At 46.2% G+C, this 24,796-nt stretch carries 16 protein-coding genes; 8 read left to right on the top strand and 8 right to left on the bottom strand.

Annotated features, from left to right (window positions below; genetic code table 11):
* Nucleotides 1-18 precede the first annotated feature (18 nt).
* From T495_RS0108225 to T495_RS0108210, 4 genes are all read left to right on the top strand, one after another.
* Nucleotides 19-3,159 (top strand): TonB-dependent receptor, encoded by a 3,141-nt coding sequence (locus T495_RS0108225; RefSeq protein ID WP_033148284.1) that lies wholly within the window; start codon nt 19-21, stop codon nt 3,157-3,159.
* A gap of 21 nt (nt 3,160-3,180) precedes the next feature.
* Entirely contained in the window at nt 3,181-4,647 is a 1,467-nt protein-coding gene (locus T495_RS0108220; RefSeq protein ID WP_033148283.1) for a RagB/SusD family nutrient uptake outer membrane protein, read from the top strand.
* Nucleotides 4,648-4,652: 5 nt separating this feature from the next.
* On the top strand, nt 4,653-5,651 hold the full coding sequence (locus T495_RS0108215) for a TlpA disulfide reductase family protein (protein ID WP_051651937.1): 999 nt from the start codon (nt 4,653-4,655) through the stop codon (nt 5,649-5,651).
* Between the two features lie 159 nt (nt 5,652-5,810).
* Nucleotides 5,811-7,364, top strand: a complete 1,554-nt coding sequence (locus T495_RS0108210) for a S10 family peptidase (RefSeq protein ID WP_197020364.1) — start codon at nt 5,811-5,813, stop codon at nt 7,362-7,364.
* A gap of 327 nt (nt 7,365-7,691) precedes the next feature.
* Here T495_RS0108210 and nadB read toward each other — a convergent pair whose 3' ends face one another.
* Nucleotides 7,692-9,278 (bottom strand): L-aspartate oxidase, encoded by a 1,587-nt coding sequence (nadB, locus tag T495_RS0108205; RefSeq protein WP_028902084.1) that lies wholly within the window; start codon nt 9,276-9,278, stop codon nt 7,692-7,694.
* Between the two features lie 120 nt (nt 9,279-9,398).
* Here nadB and T495_RS0108200 point away from each other — a divergent pair, with 120 nt between their 5' ends.
* The 4 genes from T495_RS0108200 to mutY are packed head-to-tail and all read left to right on the top strand — an operon-like array spanning nt 9,399 to nt 14,038.
* Entirely contained in the window at nt 9,399-10,613 is a 1,215-nt protein-coding gene (locus T495_RS0108200; protein WP_033148282.1) for a carboxypeptidase-like regulatory domain-containing protein, read from the top strand.
* Between the two features lie 14 nt (nt 10,614-10,627).
* On the top strand, nt 10,628-11,794 hold the full coding sequence (gene dacB / locus T495_RS0108195) for a D-alanyl-D-alanine carboxypeptidase/D-alanyl-D-alanine-endopeptidase (protein WP_033148281.1): 1,167 nt from the start codon (nt 10,628-10,630) through the stop codon (nt 11,792-11,794).
* Nucleotides 11,795-11,813: 19 nt separating this feature from the next.
* Complete coding sequence (gene serB, locus T495_RS0108190; RefSeq protein WP_028902087.1) at nt 11,814-13,043, top strand: phosphoserine phosphatase SerB; 1,230 nt, start codon at nt 11,814-11,816, stop codon at nt 13,041-13,043.
* Nucleotides 13,043-14,038: an A/G-specific adenine glycosylase gene (gene mutY / locus T495_RS0108185; RefSeq protein WP_033148280.1), complete on the top strand. Its 996-nt coding sequence runs from the start codon at nt 13,043-13,045 to the stop codon at nt 14,036-14,038. Before serB ends, mutY begins: the two co-directional genes overlap by 1 nt.
* Here mutY and T495_RS0108180 read toward each other — a convergent pair.
* The 7 genes from T495_RS0108180 to T495_RS0108150 form a co-directional block, all read right to left on the bottom strand.
* Nucleotides 14,021-14,497, bottom strand: a complete 477-nt coding sequence (locus T495_RS0108180) for a C-GCAxxG-C-C family protein (RefSeq protein ID WP_033148442.1) — start codon at nt 14,495-14,497, stop codon at nt 14,021-14,023. The genes mutY and T495_RS0108180 overlap by 18 nt on opposite strands.
* A gap of 95 nt (nt 14,498-14,592) precedes the next feature.
* Nucleotides 14,593-15,708, bottom strand: a complete 1,116-nt coding sequence (locus T495_RS0108175) for a glycoside hydrolase family 105 protein (RefSeq protein ID WP_033148279.1) — start codon at nt 15,706-15,708, stop codon at nt 14,593-14,595.
* Between the two features lie 58 nt (nt 15,709-15,766).
* Entirely contained in the window at nt 15,767-17,383 is a 1,617-nt protein-coding gene (locus T495_RS0108170) for a RagB/SusD family nutrient uptake outer membrane protein (protein WP_033148278.1), read from the bottom strand.
* 21 nt (nt 17,384-17,404) lie between these two features.
* Nucleotides 17,405-20,668, bottom strand: a complete 3,264-nt coding sequence (locus tag T495_RS0108165; protein WP_231495070.1) for a TonB-dependent receptor — start codon at nt 20,666-20,668, stop codon at nt 17,405-17,407.
* 17 nt (nt 20,669-20,685) lie between these two features.
* The gene (locus tag T495_RS0108160) at nt 20,686-21,642 is read right to left on the bottom strand and encodes a FecR family protein (protein WP_051522875.1); all 957 of its coding nucleotides are present in this window, start codon (nt 21,640-21,642) and stop codon (nt 20,686-20,688) included.
* Between the two features lie 61 nt (nt 21,643-21,703).
* Entirely contained in the window at nt 21,704-22,258 is a 555-nt protein-coding gene (locus T495_RS0108155) for an RNA polymerase sigma-70 factor (protein WP_033148277.1), read from the bottom strand.
* 82 nt (nt 22,259-22,340) lie between these two features.
* Nucleotides 22,341-24,785, bottom strand: coding sequence for a glycoside hydrolase family 3 protein (locus T495_RS0108150; RefSeq protein ID WP_033148276.1), 2,445 nt, complete (start codon nt 24,783-24,785; stop codon nt 22,341-22,343).
* Nucleotides 24,786-24,796 lie beyond the last annotated feature (11 nt).

The raw sequence follows: 24,796 nt of genomic DNA, 5'->3' as shown, positions 1-24,796 counted from the left end.
AAAACACAGCATCAACTTATGGTAAAGAGATTGTTTATTGCAACACTCGTTGCAATCGGGCCCTTAGTGGCCTTTGCGCAGAATGTGATAACAGGTCACATTACTGATGTTCGCACCGGCGAATCGCTCATCGGTGCATCAGTTATCGTCAAGAGTGAAAAAGGACAAGGCGTAGTAACCGATATAGATGGAAACTTCTCTCTGACGACCAAGAAGGAAGCGCCCCTCACCCTCCGTGTGGAATACGTAGGCTACCGCCCCCTCGACGTAGATGTCTATGATTTCGAGGAGCCTGTAGAGATAGCCTTAGCAGAGAATTCAAATGCACTTAGTGAAATCGTTGTAGTAGGCTATGGAACCCAGAGCCGCAAAGAGTTTACAGGCTCTATCTCCAGCATTCTTGGTTCTGACGTAAATGAACGCCCAATACAAAGCTTCGAACAAGCATTAGCAGGTAAAGCCGCAGGAGTAAGTCTCGCTGCTTCAAGTGGTCAATTGAATGCACAGTCAGTGATTAGAATACGTGGTGTAAATTCTATCTCTCTTAGTTCACTTCCTCTGTTTGTCATTGATGGTGTCCCTCTATACAGTGACGACATTTCGACAAACAGCGCTTCTAATAACCCTTTAAGTGATATTAATCCAAGTGACATTGAGAGTATAGATATTCTAAAGGATGCTGCTTCAACTGCCATTTATGGTTCACGTGCCGCAGGAGGTGTTATTCTTGTAACAACAAAGAAAGGGCACGCAGGTAGAGTGTCAACACATTATAATGGATGGATTAGTTTCACCAATGCTGTTCGTCTACCTAAGATGCTAAATGCCCAACAGTATACAGATCTTAAGAATGAAGCTATAACCAATGCCAACCTTATTGATGGTGGAAATCGTGCACTAACATACCAAATACAAAAGTTATCTGATGGTTCTATAGTTGATACCAATTGGAAAGACTATGTGTATCGTACTGGCATCTCACATAATCATACAATTGACATTTCTGGAGGAAATGATCGACTTAGTTATTATTTTTCTGCAAACTATTCAAATCAAGAAGGTCTATTTAAAGGCAACAATTTCGAGCGAAAAGGCATTCGTTTCAATGCAGAAGACAAAGTTACTAATTGGTTAACACTAACATTGAATAGCAACTATAGTACAAGCTTCAACGAATCGCCAGACACAGGTAGTCGTCCTGGCTCATCAATGAGCTCGTATGGTGTAACACGTCTGGCATTAGTACTACCACCAAATGTATCTGCTTATAATGAAGATGGAACATACAATGTTAATCCTATCAGCGGAACATTGGGATCTGGTGAGAATAAAACCAGCTTTCCTCTATACAACCCTGCAGCCCGCCTTGATTTAACAAATAGTATTTCCAAAAATAGTCACTTTATTGGTGATATCAAGTTCCAAATAAAACCCATCCGGCAAATTACATGGACTGGGCAGTATTCACTTGACCGCATCAATAATCAAAGTTATTCGTTCTCAAGTATCCAACTTGGTTCAGGTGCAACATCATCAGGTGGTTCCGTATCAAATATTTCAAGGGAATATCAGAACGAGGATTTTAATACAACACTTAAGTTTGAAGACCTATTTGGTAAAATTCATAATATAGGTGTGCTTATAGGTTTTGACTATCAACACAACGTTACAAATTTCTGGGGTGCACGTGCTACAAATGAAAGTGATGAATTCTTCCGTAACTACCAAGGAGGTTGGGCAAATATCTCAGCTACAGGCAACCAGATTGGTGAGCGTAATTATGTATCTTATTTCGTACGCGGGAACTATACTCTAAAGGACAGGTATTACCTTACTGCTAATTTCCGACGTGATGGTAACTCTGCTTTAGCTAAAGGACACAAATTTGGTAGTTTTGGCGGAATTTCAGCAGGTTGGATGATATCTGAGGAATCTTTCTTTAAAAAAGCTATATCAAAGAATACCATTAATCATCTAAAGTTAAATGCTAGTTGGGGAAGAGTTGGCAATGGAAACATTACAAACGACTTTAGTTCTTATAGTCTTTATACATCTTCACTCTATGGTGATGCTAGCACATGGATTAATTCTCAGCAAGGTAACGACAACCTGAGTTGGGAGACAAGCAGTCAAACAAATATTGGCATTAGTATTGATGCGCTTAACAACAAACTTCATATTGAAGCCGCTTATTTCAATAATAACGTAGACAATTTGATCTTAAGTGTTCCACAATCACCATCAAAAGGTATTGTAGGAAATTCTATTCTAGCAAATGTCGGTAGTATGTATAACCGAGGTATTGAGGTAAGTATAGGCTATGACGTTCTTTCCAAAAAAGATTGGAATTGGTATGTATCAGGCAACTTCACATATTTGAAGAATAAGGTCACTTCCTTATCAGGCAATGAAGATGCAATTATCTCAAGCACAGGCTCTGGCACAACCAACATTACAAAAGTTGGATATTCCGTTGGTAGTTTGTATGGTCTGAAGACACTCCGCGTTAATCCAGAAAACGGACAACGTGTATTTCTGAATGGTGCAGGCGAAGAAGTGCAATATAATGGTCTAGGAAAATGGACATATCTTGACGGAAGCCCTGCTGCCGCATTAGGAGGTAGTGACTATTACTTATTAGGCAATGCTCTGCCTCGTTGGTATGGCGGTATTGTTTCTAATCTGAGTTGGAAAGGTGTAGAACTGAACCTTAACTTCACCTATGCAGGAGGGAATAAAATCATGAACAGATCTAAGTCTACAATCACAGACCAGATATTCTTCAACAACTCAACAGAGATACTCAATCGTTGGACAGAGCCTGGTCAGGAAACTAACATTCCACGACTTGTTACAGGTGACCGCTACTCTTTTGGAGGATCCGTACCCATTTCAGAGCATGTTGAGAAAGGAGACTTTCTGCGTTTGCAAGATATCACATTAGCGTATAGTCTTCCTAAAAACATTCTTGCCAAAATAAAATCTATTAATAATGTGCGTATATATGGTCAGATTACCAATGCATTCATTATAACAGGGTACTCAGGTGTTGATCCTGAGCTCTCAGCAAACGGAAATTCAAACACCACTCCAGGAGTTGATTATAACACTGGAGGATATGGCCGCACTTTCACATTTGGTATTAACATTGCACTTTAGTAAATTAAAAATCAGAAGTATATGAAACGTTATAATTTAATAACTATCCTGAATAGGATTCCCATTTTATTCCTTGTTATATTCGTTACACTACAATCTTGCGATAACAAGCTGGATACATCCTCTGAAACATCACTTAGTTCTGCAACAGTTTTCGATACAGAGGCTCGTATCGAGGGATTAACCAATGGCTTATATAAGTCGATGAAAGCTGGGAATCTATATAGTGGCTATCTTCTTCTATACGGTGACTTACGTGCAGAGGACTTTGTTTGCCGTACTGAAAATGCTCTTACAGGCGGCTACGTATGGTCTAATACTTTCGCTAATACAACAGGTGATATCACTAACACCTGGGAACAATTATACTCTGTAATCAACAATGTGAACAACTACATTACTGGCCTAGAGTCATCAGAAGTTATTAGCGCTACTCAAAAGAACCATTACTTAGGTGAAGCTTACTTCCTAAGAGGTCTTGCCTATTTCCATCTCGTTACACTCTATGCGCAACCATATACCAAAGATCAAGGTACTTCTAAGGGAATTCCTCTTAGATTGATTGCTGAGAACTCTTCAGAACATAATGATTTGGCCCGTAGTACAGTGGCAGAAGTTTATGCACAGATTGTCGACGATCTGAACAAAGCAGAACAGCTCCTGCCTGAAAGTTACGAGTCAAAACTGAAGAATACTACAAGAGCCCACAAAAATACGGCTATTGCTCTCAAGACACGTGTATTTCTAAGTAAAGGAGAATATGCTTCAGTTGTATCCGAAGCTATAAAAATAGTTCCTCAGACCATACGACCATTTAGTGCTACTACAGGAGTGAAGGCAACTTTACAAGATGACGTTACATCTATATTCTACTCTGACTATACTTCTACAGAGTCCATTCTTTCATTCCCAATGACCGCATCTGACACTCCTTCTGGTGTTTCTTTGTCTGAGGCTTTTTATGCTAATCGTATAGACTATGTATTGAACAACTCCTCAACTGGAATCATTTCTGATACAGAGTGGCGTGAGACAGACAAGCGTCGCACTTTTGTAACTTTCAACACCACTATTGGAGAATATACCTTGGCAAAGTTTAAGCATGTCAGTCCATCAATAGACTATGTTCCAGCTATTCGCTATGCTGAAGTACTGCTAAATTATGCTGAGGCTGCTGCAAAGACCGGCAATTTATCTCTCGCTGTAGAATTATTGAAAGCTGTCCGTCTCCGTTCTGACAACAGTTATGAATTCAGCGAGTCTGCACTCTCAGCAAACAATATAGAAGCGACGATAGCTAAGGAAAAACGCATCGAACTGCTAGGCGAAGGTCTTAGGGCTACAGATATCCTGCGCAAACTAGACATTTTCCCTGTAAAGCCAACACTTAGCAGTATGAATCCTGTTGCTGTTGGACCAAATGACAAGAATTATATCTTCCCTATTCCAAATTCAGAAATTCTCACTAACAAGTTGATTAATCAATAAACACTATGATAAAAAAAATAATAGCAAATGCGCTAATTACCATGATTGGTATAACAGCAGTCTCTGCACAAGAGATACATCTTTCTGGTTATGTATCAAACCCCAATGGAGGATATGTATATCTGCAGAAATATATTAATAAGTCTTTTTTCACTATTGACTCTGTAGAGATTAAGGATGGTCAGTTTGATTTTCAGAAACGTTCAGACTTAAAGTTACCAGAGATTTATGGTTTGTCATACACCTCATCAACGGCCAATCCATTTGATTCTTACATCATATTCCTCGATCAAGGCGATATTAGAGTTAAGCTAGATTCTATAGCTCAATATAAACATACTACTGTTAGCGGGTCAAAAGAGCACGACCACTTTCTCCAATTACAGCGTCAGCATAAAGATATCGTGACACTCATTCAGGAGAATCCAAAGTCATTAGCAGCTCTTTATATTTTATACCGCTATCACTCTTTCCGTATTACCCCCGAAAGACTACGTAAGGCTCTTGATTATGTAGACAGCCAGTTTAAGGGTACTGAGTATGTAACTGTACTTGAGAAATTGGCTACTACATTACAGAAGGTGAATATTGGCGAGAGTTTCCCTAACTTTACAGCCTTTGACAAAGAACTCAAAGAAGTCAAAGCATCCTCACTGATTGGGAAAGGTTATGTACTCTTTGATTTCTGGGCTTCTTGGTGTCCACCTTGCCGTGCAGAAAATCCAAATTTGGTAAAGGCTTATACTAAATACAAAGATAAAGGGTTCAGCATAGTCAGTATATCGCTTGACAACGACCTACAAAGATGGGAAAAAGCTTATACCAAAGATCATCTAAAATGGTTACAGTTAGTTGATCAAAAAGCATGGGCTGGCGACGGAGTTGTACAACTAGGTATTCGTCTGATTCCTGCAAATTTTTTAATTTCTCCAGAGGGTAAAATAATTGCCCACAATTTGAAAGGCAATGATTTGGACTTATTTCTTAATGAGTTGTTTAAATAATATTATTCTTTGAACATTCAGTTTAATAGATAATGGGATTAGCCGTTAAGCTAATCCCATTTATGACATATGTTTGGTACACGAATACCCTAAACGGGCGATTGCACATGTCTTTGAAACACCGTACCTTTGCACCCAGATATTAATCAATAACAAAGCATGATGAATAAGAAAGTTTTTCTATTACAGCTCCTCTTTTTAGGAGCTTCGGTAGGCGCTGTACAGGCTCAGGAGACGATTGATCCTGACGATGCGGTGAGCACCCAGCACCAGGCAGTATTCAACGGCCATACGGTGGCCTATACAGCCACCATCGGGCATCAGCCTGTATGGGATAAGGATGGCAATATCATTGCCGGTCTTAACTACACCTACTATGAGAAGAATGGTGTGAAGGATAAAGCTCACCGTCCGTTGCTCATCTCGTTCAACGGCGGTCCCGGTTCCGGTTCGCTGTGGATGGAGATTGGCTACACCGGTCCAGTGTTGCTCAACCTCGATGATGAGGGTCAGGTCACCCAGCCTTATGGCATCCACGACAACCCCTACTCTGTGCTCGATGTGGCTGATATCGTGTATATCTGTCCTGTGAACACGGGTTTCTCCAGAGTCATCAAGGTCAATAAAGAGAAGAAGGAAGGTGGCGAGCCTTCTCAGGGTGCCAGTCGTGGCAGTCGTCAGGGTGCCGGTTCTAAGAGCGCTTCGCCTTTCTTCGGTGTGAATGAGGACATCGATTATATCAGCGACTGGGTGAAGAACTTCATCAACCGCCACAACCGTTGGGAGTCGCCCAAGTTTATCATTGGCGAGAGCTATGGCACCACCCGTGCCTCAGGCCTCGTGTACAGTCTGCAACAGAAGCACTGGATCTATGTGAATGGCGTGATCCTGCTGTCGCCTACCGAGTTGGGTGTCGACTCCCGCAGTGTCAACCGCAAGGCGCTCACCCTGCCTTATATGGCTGCCACCTCGTGGTATCACAAGGCATTAGGTGCCGACCTGCAGAACAAGGACCTGGACGATATCCTGCCAGAGGTGGAGAAGTTCACCGTCGAGGAGTATATCCCAGCCTTAGCCTGGGGTGGCAGTCTGCCCGAGGCTCGTAGAAACGCTATTGCCGCCAAGGTGGCGCGCTACTCAGGCATCAGCGTTCAGGAGGTGCTGCACCATAATCTGGTGATCCCCACCCGCTATTACTGGAAAGAGCTGTTGCGTAACCGCGACCTGCATATCGGTCGTCTCGACTCGCGTTATACCGGTCGTGACATCCAGACAGCAGGCGAATATCCCGACTACAGTGCCGAATTCTCTACCTGGAACCGCGCCTTCTCTACCGCCTACAACCTGTATGTGCGCAACCAGCTCAACTACAAGACCGATGTGGAGTATCTGCTCTTTGGCAATGTGTATCCCTGGAATCGCGACAACGACCATACCGGCGACGACTTAGGCAAGGCCCTGTCGCAGAATCCCGACCTGAAGGTGCTCGTACAGTCGGGCTATTATGATGGCGGCTGCGACTATTTCAATGCCAAGTACAACTTCTGGCAGATTGATCGTGGCGGCAAGTTCCAAGACCGTTTCATCTTCAAAGGCTATCGCAGTGGTCATATGATTTATGTGCGTCAGGAAGACCTGAAGCAAGGCAATGAGGATATCCGTCAGTTCATCATCAGTCAAACCCCAAAGGATGGCGTTGCCATCAAGTATTAAAACAACAGCGGTAAGGCAAAGGTAGCGTCAACCAAAGCTACCGTTGCACGGCCTTCTCCCTCTATTGATCAGTTAAATTTTTTATCTCTGATGCTTGTAAAAACTTTTTATTAGAGTTTCTGGCTTAAGTAAATTCGGTCGATTTTTATGCTGAGTTAATTCGATTGATGATTTGAGCCGGCTCGATTGATCGTTTGAATTAACTCACGGTTTTTAGGCACTCCAATTAACATCGGGGGAATATATACAGAAATATGTAAAAAAATACCTAAATCACTCAGTCGTCAATACAAGTGATTTAGGTATCTAATTTTAATATATGGAAAACTATTTATCGTAAGCGTGAACGGGATAGTCGGTAGTGTAGTGCAATCCGCGGCACTCCTTACGCTCCAATGCCCAGCGGGTGATGAGATAACCCACGTTGATCATGTTGCGCAGCTCGCAGATGTCGCGGGTGGCGCGTACACGTTTGAAGAGGCGCTCGGTCTCCTCGTAGAGCATATCCAGACGGTCCCAGGCACGATGCAAGCGCAGGTCGGAACGGACGATGCCTACATAGTTCGACATGATGAGGTTGACCTCCTTGACGCTCTGGGTGATGAGTACCTTCTCCTCGTTGGTCATCGTACCCTCGTCGTTCCATTCGGGTACCTTCTCGTTGAACTCGTAGTAATCTACATGCTCCAGCGAATTCTTGGCGGCTGTCTCGGCATAGACCACTGCCTCGATGAGGGAGTTAGAGGCCAGACGGTTACCACCATGCAGACCTGTGCAAGAGCACTCGCCCAGGGCGTAGAGGCGCTCGATGCTGGTCTGGCCATTCAGATCGACCTTGATGCCGCCGCACATATAGTGGGCTGCAGGGCGAACGGGGATATAGTCGGTGGTGATGTCGATACCCATCGACAGACACTTCTGGTAGATGTTTGGGAAGTGTTTGCGGGTCTCGGCAGGGTCCTTATGGGTGACGTCGAGGCAGACGTGATCCAGTCCGTGGATCTTCATCTCCTTATCGATGGCACGCGCCACGATATCACGTGGTGCTAACGACAGACGGTCGTCGTACTTCTCCATGAAGGTCTCGCCATTGGGCAGCTTCAGGATGCCGCCGTAGCCACGCATGGCCTCGGTGATGAGGTAGGCGGGGTGGGTCTCCTTGGGATTATGGAGCACGGTGGGGTGGAACTGCACAAACTCCATGTCGGCCACTGTTCCTTTGGCACGATATACCATGGCGATACCATCGCCAGTAGCGATGACGGGGTTTGAGGTGGTGACATAGACGGCACCGCAACCGCCGGTACACATCACGGTCATCTTGGCCAGATAGGTATCCACCTTCTGCGTCTCGGGGTTCAGTACGTAGGCACCGTAGCACTGGATGTTGGGCGAGCGGCGTGTGACGCGTACGCCCAGGTGGTGCTGGGTGATAATCTCTACGGCAAAGTGATCTTCTTTGATGTCGATATTAGGATTGCTGCGTACAGCCTCCATCAGCCCGCGCTGAATCTCAGCGCCCGTATCATCCTTGTGGTGCAGGATGCGGAACTCTGAGTGTCCGCCCTCGCGATGCAGGTCGAACTTGCCCTCGTTGGTCTTATCGAAGTTAACACCCCAGTTCACCAGTTCCTTAATCTGTTCTGGTGCCATTCTTACCACTTGTTCTACGGCTTTCGGGTCGCTGATGTAATCGCCAGCAATCATCGTGTCTTCAATGTGTTTCTCGAAGTTATCCAGTTCGAGATTGGTGACCGATGCCACGCCGCCCTGAGCAAACGAGGTGTTGGCCTCGTCGAGCGATGTCTTACAGATCATACATACTCTGCCTTTGTTGGCGCGAGCCACCTTCAGTGCGTAGCTCATGCCTGCTACGCCGGCTCCTATCACTAGGAAATCATACTTGTATACCATACTACTGATAATGTAATTGTCACAAATCTGCTGCAAAATTACTTAAAATTTCGAATATTCTTTGCATCTTGACGTTTTTTTTGTATCTTTGCCATCGTAAAACCCTCAATAAATACCACAATGAAACGACTAGTGCTTATATTCATGCTGATGGTCCCGATGGTGGTGCTGGCACAGCAGACAACCATTGGCGGAACCGTTTTAGACGAGAAGACGGGGAGGCCTTTGCCTCAAGTTAGTGTTTCCGTGGGCAGAGTTTCTGTCGTCACCAACGAGGATGGCGCCTTCCTCCTGAAACTGGCTGGCGCGCCGCAGAGTGTCACGGTATCGCATCTGGGCTACAAAACCAGAAAGGTGGCTCTACAGGCAGGGCAGACAGAAGGGCTGAAAATCAAGTTGCAGCCCACTGTCATCCAGTTGCGCGAGGTGGTGATACATACGGGCGACCCGCGTGAAATCGTTGAGATAGCCATTCGCAAGATTCCTGAGAACTACAGCCGACAGCCTGAGTTGCTGAAGGCGTTCTATCGCGAAACGGCCATGAAGCGTAAGCACTTCATCTATGTGGCAGAAGGTGTGGAGGATATGTATAAGACGCCTTATACGCGTGGCATACTCCGCGACAAGGTGGCTATCGTGAAGGGTAGGCGCCTGCTCAGTCAGAAGCAGGGCGACACCTTAGGACTGAAGGTGATGGGTGGACCTGTGCTACCTGTGCAGCTCGACGTGGTGAAGAACAGCGACCTGCTGCTGAACAAGGAGGATATGGATGCCTACAGCTACAGCTGGGGCACACCGGAATATATCAACGACCGCCTGCAGATGGTGGTGCTGATGGAACCGCAGTTCCCGAAGCCCTATGCGCTCTATCATGGAAAGCTATATATCGACAACGAACGTCTGGCGTTCACCCGTATCGAGCTGGATCTTGATATGAGCGACAAGGAGAAGGCCACCCGCACCATGCTGGTGCGTAAGCCGATGGGCGTGAGGTTCAAGCCGCGTGAGCTGTCGTGCGTGGTCGACTATCGCTATGCCGATGGCGTCACCCGTATCAGCTACCTGCGCAACACGTTCAGGTTTAACTGCGACTGGAAGAAGCGCCTGTTCAGTACCTCGTTTACCGCTACCTGCGAGATGGCCGTCACTGATAGCCAGTCGGAAGGTGTGACACCCATCCAGAGCCGCAACTCGTTCGACTCGCGTGAGGCCTATTACGACAAAGTGGAGTACTTCCTGGATCCCGAATACTGGGAGCATTATAATATCATAGAACCCTCTGAATCGCTCGATAAGGCGATACGTAAGCTGGTTTCAACGTACCAGCGCAATTGATTAGGAAACAAAACATGAAGTTGAAATACAGATATTGGATAATAACACTCTTATGGATATGTTCGCTGGCCACGCTGCAGGCGCAGACCGATAGCATCAAAGCGCGTATCGACTCGCTGCTGTGCGACCCGCTACTGAACAGTACACAGTTAGGACTGGTGGTGTACGACCTGACGACCGACTCGACGCTCTATGCCTACAATGCGCGTCAGACCATGAGGCCCGCTTCGACCATGAAGCTGCTCACGTCGGTTGCTGCCCTCGATGCATTGGGCGCTAAATACCAGTTCCGCACCTCTTTGTATTACACAGGCACGGTGAAGGACAGTGTACTCACAGGCAATCTGTATTGCGTGGGCGGCATGGACCCTCTGTTTGATATCGCCGATATGCAGGCCTTTGCCGCCAGCGTGAAGGCGCTGGGGCTCCATACCATTCGTGGCAAACTGGTGGAGGTGAGAAACTTCAAGGATAGCGACCTGCTGGGCGAAGGCTGGTGCTGGGACGATGATAACCCCACGCTCAGTCCGCTGCTCATCGATAAGAAGGATGTGTTCATCAGCAGACTGGTGCAGCAGCTCGATGCCTTGGGCATCTTTGTAGATGCGCCTGCCGACTATGGTACGCTGCCCAAGCAGGCCAAGCAGCTCTGCGTGCGCACCCATCCGTTGACGGATGTGCTTGGCCCGATGATGAAGAACAGCGATAACCTCTTTGCCGAGGCAATGTTCTACCAGTTGGGTGCCTCGACAGGAGCTCAGCCTGCCAAGGCTTCGCACTGTAGGCAGGTGATGCTGAAAACACTCCAGAAGGCGGGTGTCAGAGGCCAGTATAAGATAGCCGACGGCAGTGGATTGTCGCTCTATAACTACGTGACGCCCGACCTGCTCACCCGACTGCTCGTCTATGCCTATCGCCAGTCGGGCATCATCCGGCATCTCTACTCGTCGTTGCCCGTATCCGGCGAGGACGGCACGTTGAAGAGTCGCATGAAGGACACGCCTGCCTATCTCAATATCCGCGCCAAGACAGGTACTGTTACAGGTATATCGTCGTTGGCTGGTTATGCCTTGTCGGCCGATTGCCATATTCTGGCGTTCAGCATCATCAATCAGGGTGTGATGAAGAGTGACGATGGGCGCAATTTTCAGGATAAAGTATGTACAGCTTTGTGTAAGTGAATAGTGATTAGTTAGAAATATGAAACAAGAACAGATATTAGTTAGAATTACAGGTCAGGATCGCCCAGGACTCACGGCATCGGTGATGGGTATCCTTGCAAAATACGATGCACAGATCCTGGATATCGGTCAGGCTGATATCCACTCTACATTGTCGTTGGGTATCCTTATCCGTATGGACGAGACCAACTCAGGTCAGGTGATGAAGGAACTGCTCTTCAAGGCCACCGAATTGGGGGTACAGATAGGTTTCTCGCCCATTGGCGACGATGAGTATGAAGACTGGGTGGACCATCAGGGTAAGAACCGTTATATCCTCACCGTGATGGGACGCCAACTGGAGGCCCGCCAGATAGAGGCCGCCACCTCGGTTATTGCCGAGCAGGGATTGAATATCGACTCGATTATCCGTCTTACAGGTCGTAAGAGCATCAAGAATCCAGCCAAGCACACCCGTGCCTGCATCGAGTTCTCGCTGCGTGGCGAGCCCAAGGACCGTCAGGATATGCAGTCGAAACTGATGAAGCTATCGAGCGATATGGAGATCGACTTCTCGTTCCAGAAGGATGATATGTTCCGTCGTATGCGTCGCCTCATCTGTTTCGATATGGACTCAACGCTCATCCAGACCGAGTGTATCGACGAGCTGGCAGAACGTAATGGGGTGGGCGATCAGGTGCGTGCCATCACCGAGAGTGCTATGCGTGGCGAGATCGACTTCAAGGAGAGTTTTACACGTCGTGTGAGTCTGCTCAAGGGCCTCGACGTGAGTGTGATGCAGGAGATAGCCGAGAAACTGCCTATCACCGAGGGTGTTGATCGACTGATGACCACCCTGAAGCGTTATGGTTATAAAATTGCCATCCTCTCTGGAGGTTTTACCTATTTCGGCGAATACCTGCAGCGCCGCTATGGCATCGATTATGTATATGCCAATGAGCTTGAGATTGGCGATGATGGCAAGTTGACAGGTCGCTATGTAGGCGAGATTGTGGATGGTCATCGCAAAGCCGAGCTGCTGAAGCTCATTGCTCAGGTTGAGAAGGTGAACCTGGCACAGACTATTGCCGTGGGCGATGGTGCCAACGATCTGCCTATGATTAGTGAGGCGGGACTGGGTATCGCCTTCCACGCTAAGCCTCGTGTAGTGGCCAATGCCGAACAGAGCATCAATACCATCGGACTTGATGGTGTGCTCTACTTCCTTGGCTTCAAGGACTCATATCTCGGCGATCAAGGCGTGATGTAATGGCGTTCGCATCTACTTTATTAGCATGGTATAAGGAATATGGTCGCGATCTGCCCTGGCGACAGACGCGCGACCCATATCCTATTTGGCTCTCAGAGATTATCCTCCAGCAGACCCAGGTGAAGCAGGGGTGGGACTACTGGGAGCGCTTCATGCATCGCTGGCCCACCGTTGAGGCACTCGCTGCTGCTACTGAGGACGAGGTGCTCCGCGAGTGGCAGGGACTGGGCTATTACAGTCGCGCCCGTAACCTCCATTTCGCTGCCAAGCAGATTGTATCGATGGGACAATTCCCTGATACCTTAGAGGATATCAAGCAGCTGAAAGGTGTTGGCGATTACACTGCCGCTGCCATTGCCAGTTTTGCCTTCGATATCCCTGCCGCTGTGGTCGATGGTAACGTGTATCGTGTGCTTGCCCGCCATTTCGGTATCGATACCCCCATCAACACCACCGAGGGCAAGAAGGTGTTTGCGGCTCTCGCTCAAGAGCTGTTGCCCCAAGGGCAGGCAGCTGCCTATAATCAGGCCATCATGGACTTCGGGGCCATCCAGTGTACACCCGCCTCGCCCAATTGCATGTTCTGTCCTTTGGTCGAGTCGTGTGTTGCCTTTCGTTCAGGCACGGTGGCCCACCTCCCCGTCAAACTCAAGACGCTCAAAGTTACCGAGCGCCACTTGTCTTACGTGTATATCAGATGTAACGGCGAGACCGCCATCCATCGTCGTGGACCAGGCGATATCTGGCAAGGACTTTGGGAACCCTTGTTGCTCAACGATGAGCTCTATTCACTATTCACTCATCGCTTTTCACTACGGCTTGTGAAAAAAGGCGTCCGCCACGTGCTTACCCATCGGGTACTCTATGCCGACTTCTACCTGTTAGAAATCGGAGAGAAGCCTGCGCTTCCCCCCGATTATATCTGGATAGCCGAGGCCGACATTGAACAATATGCCCTGCCTCGATTGGTTGAGAACCTACTGCTTGCTCTTTAGGTAGTTGGCAAAGATGCGGGCGGCACTCTCTACCTTCGCGGCACAAGGGCGCGACTTGTAGTATTCCGCCGTGCGTTCCGAGGCTACATAGCTGGCGTGTGCCTTTTCATAACCTTTCAGGCCTAGGATCTCTGCACAGATCACACTACCGTTCTCTGCTTTCGACTGTGCCAGCAGATCCTGTACCACCTTGTAGCAGGCCGACTTTCCTTCGCGGTCGCTGCCTTCGGTCTGTCCGCAGTCCAGTCCTACCAGCATCACGATGCCCGATACGGCGCCGCACATCATGCGCAGGCGTCCCACACCGCCGCCAAAGCCAGCGGCTATCTTCTTAGCCAAAGTATCGTCCAATCCATACAGGTCGGCAAACGCCGCCACCACACTCTGGCAACAGCCATAGCCCTGCATGAAGTTGTCCACCGCACGATTTACGCGCTCGTCTAATTCTTTATCTGTCATCATCTTTACCTTTTTTGCCTGCAAAGATATATGTTTTTTGTTCAAAAAAGCGTATTATATGATTTTTTTTTTGTATTCGACCTGGTACCATAATATCATTTCCCCATTTGGTAGATTTGACAGCCTGCTAAGAGGAAGGCGCCAACGCCATAGACCTCGGTCATGTCGCGTGTCACTTTACGTGGGTCGGCTCCGATAGGTTGAACATATCCTAACTTGCCTGAGGGGTCAACGGCTTTAAGCATCCCCTGCCACCCCTTGATGACTACGGGCAGGAACTTGGTCTGATCAAGCAATCCGGCATTGATACCATAAGCTAAAGCATAAGTGATGAGGCCTGTGGCGCTGGTTTCTGGCGATGGATAGGATTCTGGATCCAGCAAACTGGCGTGCCAGTATCCATCTGCACATTGTAAAGCAGCTAAACGTGTACAGTTCTCGATAAAGAACTCTTCATAGAATTTGCGGTTCTTGTCTTTTACAGGAAGGATGCGTAGCAGGTTAGCCGTACCTGCTGCAACCCATCCTGCTCCACGTCCCCAGAATATTTTCTTGCCATTGGTCTCGCGTTTGCCTAAATACCGTGTATCCCGATAGAAGAGATGTTCATTTTTATCGTACAGAAGTTTGTAAGTGGTGAGCCATTCCTGGTTCATGAAATCGATGTATTTCTTGTCGCCTGTCAGGGTGTACATGTGTGCAAATACCTGTGGAGCCATGAAGAGAGCATCGCACCATGACCAACGGTCGCAGGTATGGGGAAGGCTCTCGTCGAGTTGCATGCTGTAGTGAGACGGGTGAGTGATAATCCAGTTGAGGCGTGCTTGGATATGCCACAGCATCTCAGGAACCTGATACTTTTCATAGAGTGCCATATAGGTCTGCCCCACAGCCATATAGTCGGCATGATAGATTTTGCGTCCCAGCTGGTAGTCATTGCGACGCCCAATGCTGTCAAGCCACTGGTAATAAACTTCGTACTGATCAACTTTGTCACTGAGTTGCGCCCAATCAGCCATGCCAATATAAAGAGCTGCATTAGCCCAGTTAACATCGTCGTGACGCTGATTCGTATTAAAATCCGCAATTTGCCAATCGGCAACCTGCCGCATCTTATTGTAAGTAGCTTGTTTACTAAAAGGCACCTGAGCCCAAACTGATGTGCTTACAGAGAGCACCATCATGAAAAATAAAACTGATATTCTTTTCATCTCTTTTTTATTAAAGAGTTGCAGAGAGAAAATCTCTCCGCAACTCAGCAACTAACTTTTAATAACCAACATTCTGAGGGAACTCAGTACTTGTATTTGAATCAATAACTTCCTGTGGAATAGGCCATAGTACATGATAATCCTGAATCAGCGGACCAGCCTCGGTGTTATATTTACGGCAACGTTCAAGGAGCTTTCCTGTGCGGCAGAGAGTGAATCGGCGTGACTCTTCTCCAACCAGTTCTCGGATGCGCTCATCGAGAATAACGTCCATCGTTATCTGTTCTGAAGATATTTCAGAAGCGTGAGCACGTCGCCGTACAACATTCAGTGCTTCTGATGCGCCGGTTTTGTCGCCTTTATTCAATCGCGCTTCGGCAAGAAGCAGATAGGTTTCTGCAAGACGGAACTTCATGCGATCGCGGTTGGTTCCCGTATAAGTAAGATTGTCTGCTTTGCCATAGAAAAATTTTACGAGAGCAGGATAGAGACGATAGGTTGTAAACCAGGTTTCATCAGTTATTTCACATCGTTTACCCAGTAGATTTGGTGTTTTCGGATTATTATAATACCAGTTGCGTTTGATGTTGTATTCTGAGTTTCGGATGTCGTTGGCATCGAAGAAACCTGTGTTGTCACCAATCCACCACTTCAGAGGAACCAACTGGCAAAGACCACGACCGCCAAGAGTATCTGCAAGTGTGAAACCTTGAATTTCGAAGTATTTTGGTTCCCAAGCACGTCGTGTCCAATCGTCGTAAGCATCTCCACCTCCTTTGGTCTGGTATTCGAACTGCATAACCCATATACTCTCCATATTGCCAGAGGTGCGGTTCTGGTTATATTCTTTGAAAAGGTCAGAAAAAACATCACCGGGCTTATTCTTTTCAACACCAAATCGATTACTCATAAGACGGAAATAGCCACAATTGATGACGTTGAGCGCGGATTTCTCAGCATTGGCATTATCACCGTTCATAAGATAAACCTCGCTGAGCAGATGTTCCGCTGCCCATTTGGTAAGCTTACCTACTTTAGAAACATTGTCAGGATCAATAGGGAGGTTTTCTGATGCATATTTCAGATCGTCTATCATGTGTTGAATGACTTCTGTCTTAGGCGTTCTTGTAAAATCTGTGTGGATTTTTTCCTGAATCTTATCAACATAAGGAACATCACCATAGAGATAAACCAAAGTGCGATATGCATATGCACGGAAAAAACGTGCTTCTGCCATATAGTTTGCCTGATCGGTTGGCTTATCCCAGTTTGTACATTTCTCTGCATAGGCAAGGATTTCATTCGCAGCTGCAATTAGACTGTATGCCCATTTCCATGTAGAAGTAACAATACCCGTATTGGATGTTAATGTGCAATAGCCGAAAGGCTGAATAGAACCATCCTTGGTCCCCATGACAGCTAAGTCAGTAGCTATCTGTTGTGATTCGTATGGACAGGCTGCACTGTGCATAAAGGCGGTCGATCCCCATGTGTTATACTCTGCACGCGCAATAGCATACATACCAGCAGAGCCTGTCTCAAACCCATAGGAACTGGTATATGTGTTGTCTGGTGCAAGTTCGCTCTTTAATTTCTCATCGAGATAGTCAGAACAACTGGTAGCCATGATGGAGAGCGATACAAATAATGCTGATATAATATTTTTCTTTTCCATTGTTTTCAATATTTGTGGTTTTTAGAAAGTCAAATTGATACCTAATACATATGAACGAGCTGTTGGATATGAAGCGAACCAGCTGTTGTCGTAATTGAGCATGGAGCGGATGTCGCAGAATGTCCATGCATTATTCACGCTGAGGTTGACGGATGCTCCTTGGAGATGCATGCGCTTAACGAGGCTGTGATCAAGGTTATAACCAACAGTGATGTTCTTTATCTGGATATAGGTAAAGTCGTGATAGAAGGTATGTCCATCAAAATTGCTGTATACAGGAGAACAATATTTGGCATTCGGATTCTCTGGAGTCCAGTAGTCGGCATCTTCCAGATAGTTATAGAGATTGTAAGCCCAAGAACCGATATTGGCTTCGTTCAGTTCACGTGTAACCTTAAAGGTACCGCTAATCAGACTTGAGAAATAGAAGTTTCGCCATGTGAGTTCGTTGGTCATCGCCATACGGAAACTTGGTTTCTTTGAGCCGATAATGACTTTATCGTTAGAGTTGATGATACCATCGCCATTGGTGTCTTGGAGTTTGGCAGAGCCAGGTTTGGCACCTTTCTGGATTTGTACGGTATTTCCATTGGCATCGGTAGTGGTATAGGTATCACCCTCTTGCCAGATACCTACAACTTTGTAATCGTAGTACACTTGTATAGGCTGTCCGATAAACCATTTGTTGGTGATGTCGTCTTTCTTATCGCCACGAACGTCAATAATCTTATCGCGGTTGAGTGAGAAGTTTATACCTGTACGCCACTCTAAATCGTTTTGCTTGATGTTCACTGTATTTAAGCTGATTTCTATGCCTTTGTTTCGTGTACGGCCGATATTGTCCATGATGGTGCTATAACCGTTCATAATAGGTACGGTACGCTTCATGAGCAAGTCCTTTGTATTGGAAACATAGGTATCAATACTACCATAGATACGTCCATTGAGGAATGAGAAATCGATACCAAGATTGAAGGTGTGAGTTGTCTCCCATTTGAGGTTCGGGTTTCCTGCACCATCGTTAGGCAGGTAGACAGCGTTGGCAGTAGAGCCATTGTCGCCCCATACATAAGTACCAATGTGAAGACGGTCGAGTGTTTGATAGGGGTTGATGGCCTGATTACCATTGGAACCATAGGAGACACGGATCTTCAACTGATCGAGCCAGTCATGTGTATTAGCCAAGAATGCCTCCTGATGGATGTTCCAACCTACTGCTACAGAAGGGAAAAATGCATATTTGTTGTTCTTTCCAAAAGCAGAATAGCCATCTGTACGGCCAGTAAGTGTGAGCAGATAACGGTTTGCATAATTATAGTTGGCGCGGAACATGTATGACAACATCTGGGTTTCGCGGAGACTTGAGGTCACAGTCTTGTTCTTCTCGCCAGCACTCAGGTTATGGAAACTGGAGTCATCGTTGATAAAACTCTCAGCCGAGCCACCAGCCTTGTTGCTGCATGTCTTCTGCAAAGAGAATAAACCTGTAAGGTCGATGGTATGTTTCCTAAACGTACGATTATACTTCAGGATATTTTCCCAAGTGTAATCATAATAGTGTGTGTTGTTGATAGAGGCTTTACCGCCTACGCTTTTACCGGTGAAGGTGTCGCGACCGTAATAAGTTCCTGTAAAAATAGTACGGTTGTTATATCCGAAATTGGTTCGGAAAGAGAGCCCTTTGACGGGGAATACAATATTGGCATAGGAGTTGATGATGAGGTTGCGGCTGGTGTTGTCCTGATCGGCATTAACATCCACCATGGGATTGCGGATGAGCGACTGGTCCATAGGCTCCTCATAATAGTTACCATTCTCCTCTTTGAAGATGCCATAAGGACTCTGCTTGACGGCATGCTCGATATTTGGGGTGATGCCACCAGACTGTTTCTGGATATACTTGGTATTGATACCAATGGTGAGCCACTTGTTGAGTACTTGAGTTACACCAAGGTCGAGGTTATAGCGCTCCATGCGAGAATTAAAGACTACCCCCTGCTGATTGAGGTAGGCAAGAGCGGCATTGTAAGTAGTTTGTTCGGTACCACCCGAAAGACTGATCTGGTGGTCGTGAGAAAAGGCTGTGCGGAAAATGATGTCCTGCCAGTCGTTAGTAATACCCTGATAATAGTTGCTGAGCTCGCTGGCACTGAGGATGTTCTCTGGTCTGAGTTGCTCACCTTCCCATCCATCCTGAAGGCGGGCAATATCTTGTTTGAATTTTAAGTATTTTTCCGGACTCATGACGTTAACACGATGCTGTGGCTCTGAGATGCTGAACTCACCCCTGTAGGAAACATGCGGTGCACCAATACGCCCTTTCTTTGACTGGATAAGGATAATACCATTAGAACCGCGTGAACCATAGATGGCAGCTGCTGATGCATCTTTCAGCACACTCATACTCTCTATGGTATTTGGATCAAGGTCGGCTAAAGAACCATTATAGGGAATGCCATCAAGAACCACGAGAGGAGCATTGTCTGCCGTAAGAGAGTTCTGACCACGGATGAGGATGGACTGGTCTACACCTGGAGCAGCATTGCCAGTTGTGATATTTAATCCAGGTATCTGGCTTGCTACTTTATCCATCAGGTTAAAACTTGCCACACGATTCAGGTCCTTTTCACCAACGTTGACAACGCCACCGGTTAAATCGGCTTTCTTCATGGTACCATAACCTACAACCACCACTTCATCAAGTGCTTTGGTGTCTTCTTTCATCGTGATATTATAGCTGTTTCCTCTGCTGATTTTCTGGAAGAAAGGATTGAAACCAATGTAGGTCAATTTGAGCGTTTCACCCTCTGTTGCCTTGATAGAATAGTTACCATCCATATCGGTTGTTGACATGCGATTAGTGCCTTCAATCGATATGGCTACGCCTACAAGGGGTTCACCGTTAGCATCAAGGACACGTCCTTTAATCGTCTTGGTGTCACCCTTTTGCTGAGTACTGGTAGCAGTTCGTCCTTCATTCTCCAGTTTTAACGCAATGTGATTGCCACATAATGCGTAGCTGATGTTCGTTCCTTCAAATAGTTTGTCTAATAAACTACTGGTAGGTTGCTGCAATGATGACACATTGACGAGGCGATTGACATTAATGTCTTTGCCATAAATAAACAGATAGTTCGTTTGCGATTCGATGTCGTTTAGAACTGTTTTTACAGTAACATTGTTTCGGTTTACTGTTACCTTTGCATTCTGTCCATGTGTTTGAGCTGGAAGCATGCTCAAAGTGAACATAGACGAGAATAGAGATACTTTTAAATAAGTTTTCATAAATAAACTAGGTTTGGTTATTTGATAAATAATGTATTGTTGTCGCTGCTACGGTGATAACTGAAATGAACTTCAGATTTCAAAACGTCCAAAGCATAGTTCAAGCCTTCGGCTATACGGAATTTTCCAGATAGAACGACCTTTTTAAGGTTTTCTTCTTGAACTACGATTTTTATACCATAGTATTTCTCGAAATCGTGCATAATGTCAACGATAGTTTTGTTATTGAAGCAATAGAGTCCATCACGCCACCGATAAACCTCCGGGTCGGTTATGTCACTTATAACTACCTGATTTTCTGTTAACGATAACTTTCTGCCAGGTTGCAATATGTATTGGGGAGATACGCCATCCTGTTTAGGAAGTGTTATCTGTACTTTGCCTTCTATGAGTGAGGTCTCTGTGAGTGGCTTGTCAGAATAGGCTTCTACATTAAACTTCGTGCCAAGAACCTTCACATCCATATGCGGGGTATGAACAATGAAAGGCCATTTATCATGATGCTTCACCTCGAAAAAGGCCTCTCCTTCAATGGACACCTCGCGTATTCCTTTGGTAAAGGACAGAGGATAAGTCATGCGAGTATTGGCGTTGAGCCATACATGTGAACTGTCTGGCAGGATCAGGTCAACACTCTGCCCCGAAGGTACATGAATAGTTTGCATGGCAAGTTGTGTGTCGGAGTGCCCTATGAAAATGGTAATGATGCTAATGCAACAAATGGCTGCTATGCAGGCTGCCATACCGACTATCCGTAGCCATATCCTATTAGTTGGCCGATATGTCTTATCATTGTTGATAGGCATAGGCTTCTTAACAGACCCAGCCATGATCATTGCGTTAAACAGTTTCCTTTCACGACGAAGCAGATTTTGATTCTCATCTGACTCGTCGCTCCATGTTCTGACTTGATGTATTTCGTTGGCAGAAGCATGGCCAATAAAGTAACGATATAATAGATTTTTGTCCATCATTGCTTAAGTTCATAAAGTTAACGTTACTATGAAACTAAACTCATAGTAAAGTCTTGATTATTTAACAAAAATAAACAAATAGCACCATGGCTGGTAAATAATCCTTTAGTGATTGTCTTAACGCATCCTTGGCTTTATACAAGTGGTATTCTACGCCTCGAAGGGTGAGGTTGGTTATAGTTGCTATTTCTTGATGAGTTTTATTCTCATAGGTAGATAAAATGAATATTTGTTTCGCCTGTGGAGGTAAGGCATCGAGGGTACTGTCGATGATATTGCGTATCTCTTGGGTGAAAATCTCATGAGGGTCGAAATCCTCAAGAGCAGTAATACGTTCATCAAGTTCCCAGATAGAATCGTTATAGTCGTTAGAACTTTGTAGTCTTCTTTCCTTTCTTAAATAATCAATGCACTTGTGCTTAAGTATAGTAAGAACCCATGCAAGTATATTGGTATTGTCGGGAAGCCTTTGTCGTCGTTCCCAAAATTCCATCATTGTTTCTATGACGCAGTCTTCTGCAACCATGTTGTCTCGTACATAGACCGAAGCAAAATGAATGAGTCGTTGCTGATTTTCAATGAAGAAACTATTATACTGAGATAAGTCTATGATCATGATGAAGTGGACGACTTCTGGAGAACAGAAAAAAGGAGTCAGCCTTATAGAGTATAAAGCTGGCTCCATGAATAACAATATATTACAGGTTTATAGTGCCTTTTAATGGCAGATTGTCTGATGAACCGCCTACCATAATATTGAAAAGACCTGGTTCGAGTACGAACTGGTGAGTATCGATATCGTAGAATTTAAAGGCGTCGGATGGTAGAGAAATGGTGATATGTTTCTGCTCGCCTTTCTTGAGCATCACTTTCTCAAAACCTTTGAGTTCTTTCTGGGGGCGGGCTACTGACGACTCTATATCGCTGACGTAAACCTCTGTAACTTCGGCTGCATCGCATTTTCCAGTATTCTTGATGTCGAACGATACTTCAACCCCATCGGCAACTGGCTTCAGAGCAAGATTGGAGTAAGCAAAAGAAGAATAGGACAGACCAAAACCGAATGGGAATAACGGCTTGGTATCCGACTCATCGTAGCCGCGATAACCAGTAAAGATGCCTTCGGAATAGGTGATTGATGTTGACTCATGATTCTTGTCGTTGGCATAATAGCTATCATGACAAGGGTTGTCTTCCCATCGACGCTCAATGGAAATGGGCAGTTTGCCGCTGGGCGAGAGTTTGCCTGTGAGAATTTCTGCCAGTGCGGTACCGCCTTCCTGACCTGGATACCAAGCCATCAGGACAGCCTTAGCAGATGAGAGCCAGCGATTCATGTCGACACCACCGCCTGCATTGAGAACAACAACCAGATTCTTATGGATGCGCCCCAGACGCTGAATCATACTTTCCTGATACTCGGTGAGCGCAAAGCGACGGTCGAACCCTTCGCCTTCGATGTTTGAATTGAAACCAGTAGCATAGACCACATGATTGGCTTTCTTAAGTCCAGCCATCAGGCGTTGCTCGTTGAGCAGGCGTATGTTACAATTGATATAGGCATCGCTGATATTATCGAAATATTCCAGTCGGAAGCAGTATTTTACACCTTTTTTTACCTTGATAGTCTTCTCACGGCTTGAATAGGAGTGGTTGCCCCAATCGCCGGTCAGCAGACTGTCATTAACAAAGATACGGTAGCCATCGTCGCCTCCTAAGGATACACGCAGCAAACCATCAGCTTGGGGTTGATAGTAACAAGTCCAGCGGGCGGAGAAGTGGTCGGCAGGGAAACCTGCACCAATGGCAGCAGCACGCCAGGTATGGTTGATCTGCTGTTCGATTCCGGTAGAGTCAGGTCTTCCCTCCAGTTTCTGATTCTTGAAATACTGAGCCTGATAACCATGTTGTGTCATGGCTTCGTCGGCATACACCTGAGTAGAGATATCATCAAAGATGACATTGTCGGTCAGTTGGATGATCTTTCTTCCAGTTGCCTTCAGACCATCTGCGAGGGTGGTTGAACGGAATGGGCTGACATTTCCACTGCCGCCACCTGTGGTTATCTGATCGGCATTCTCGCCTATGATGGCAATGCTACCACGGAGTGGCAGCACATGGTCTTCGTTTTTTAACATCACGATACCTCCACGTGCAATGTCGAGCGCCATTTGTCGAGTGGCTGGATTATCGAGTGGTAGTGTGGTGTCCTTCTGCTCGCGGTCGAGCAGTCCAAAGGCAATGAGCGACTGCAGGATATGCTGGACTTTCAGGTCTATGGTCTTTTCGGTGACGAGACCTTTCCTGATGGCTGGCATCAGATTGTCGTAGTTCATATAACGGCCTTTAGGCATCTCGAGGTCGAGTCCGTGATTGGCTGTGTTGACTACGCTATAGACAGAGGTCCAGTCGGACATGAGTAGTCCGTCGAATCCCCAGGTATTGCGTAGCACATGGACGTTGAGCCATTCGTTTTCTGTGGCGTGAACCCCATTGAGTAGATTATAGCTGTTCATGACTGCGCCTACATGTGCCTCCTGGATAGCTTTGCGGAACGCAGGGAAATAAATTTCAAAAAGGGTACGCTCGTCGATATTTGAACTGGCGTGATGACGATTCCATTCCTGATTATTTGCTGCAAAGTGTTTGATGGTAGCCATGACACCCTTCGATTGTACACCCTGAATGTACTGACTGGCAATCTCTGAGGTCAGGTACGGGTCTTCGCCAAAATACTCGAAATTTCGACCGCACACTGGTGCACGATAGATGTTGACACCAGGGCCAAGGAGAATTCCAACGCCACGGGCTCGTGCATCAAGGCCAAGTCCTTCGCCCACTTTGCGTGCCAGTGTACGATCCCATGTGGCGGCTGTGAGTATGCCTGAAGGATAGAGTGTACTGTGTGGGGCATGATTACGGATGCCTTGCGGACCATCGGCAAGGAGAATACGTGGTATGTTCAGTCGTGGAATGGCACGTAAGGAGAACGAGGTCTCACCGCCGAGATAGTCGATTTTCTCGCGGAGTGTCATCTGGCTGACTAATTGTTTGGCCCGTTGCTTGGCTGACTCATCAATGATTTGAGCCTTAGCAGGGCTGAACGCTGAGAAGCATAAAAGTAAATACAATAATTTTTTCATATTCTGTCAAT

Origin of the sequence: Prevotella sp. P6B1 (assembly GCF_000702825.1) — a bacterium.
Lineage (GTDB): Bacteria > Bacteroidota > Bacteroidia > Bacteroidales > Bacteroidaceae > Prevotella.
The sequence above is the reverse complement of the archived record's forward strand: the minus strand, read 5'-3'. Positions and strand labels throughout refer to the sequence as shown.

Coding starts and splice junctions, on each gene's coding strand:
- T495_RS0108175 (WP_033148279.1), bottom strand. CDS start 15,708: ATGAAAAGAATATCAGTTTTATTTTTCATGATGGTGCTCTCTGTAAGC.
- T495_RS0108225 (WP_033148284.1), top strand. CDS start 19: ATGGTAAAGAGATTGTTTATTGCAACACTCGTTGCAATCGGGCCCTTA.
- T495_RS0108210 (WP_197020364.1), top strand. CDS start 5,811: ATGATGAATAAGAAAGTTTTTCTATTACAGCTCCTCTTTTTAGGAGCT.
- dacB (WP_033148281.1), top strand. CDS start 10,628: ATGAAGTTGAAATACAGATATTGGATAATAACACTCTTATGGATATGT.
- T495_RS0108150 (WP_033148276.1), bottom strand. CDS start 24,785: ATGAAAAAATTATTGTATTTACTTTTATGCTTCTCAGCGTTCAGCCCT.
- serB (WP_028902087.1), top strand. CDS start 11,814: ATGAAACAAGAACAGATATTAGTTAGAATTACAGGTCAGGATCGCCCA.
- T495_RS0108180 (WP_033148442.1), bottom strand. CDS start 14,497: ATGACAGATAAAGAATTAGACGAGCGCGTAAATCGTGCGGTGGACAAC.
- T495_RS0108220 (WP_033148283.1), top strand. CDS start 3,181: ATGAAACGTTATAATTTAATAACTATCCTGAATAGGATTCCCATTTTA.
- T495_RS0108155 (WP_033148277.1), bottom strand. CDS start 22,258: ATGATCATAGACTTATCTCAGTATAATAGTTTCTTCATTGAAAATCAG.
- T495_RS0108200 (WP_033148282.1), top strand. CDS start 9,399: ATGAAACGACTAGTGCTTATATTCATGCTGATGGTCCCGATGGTGGTG.
- T495_RS0108160 (WP_051522875.1), bottom strand. CDS start 21,642: ATGATGGACAAAAATCTATTATATCGTTACTTTATTGGCCATGCTTCT.
- nadB (WP_028902084.1), bottom strand. CDS start 9,278: ATGGTATACAAGTATGATTTCCTAGTGATAGGAGCCGGCGTAGCAGGC.
- T495_RS0108215 (WP_051651937.1), top strand. CDS start 4,653: ATGATAAAAAAAATAATAGCAAATGCGCTAATTACCATGATTGGTATA.
- T495_RS0108165 (WP_231495070.1), bottom strand. CDS start 20,668: ATGAAAACTTATTTAAAAGTATCTCTATTCTCGTCTATGTTCACTTTG.
- mutY (WP_033148280.1), top strand. CDS start 13,043: ATGGCGTTCGCATCTACTTTATTAGCATGGTATAAGGAATATGGTCGC.
- T495_RS0108170 (WP_033148278.1), bottom strand. CDS start 17,383: ATGGAAAAGAAAAATATTATATCAGCATTATTTGTATCGCTCTCCATC.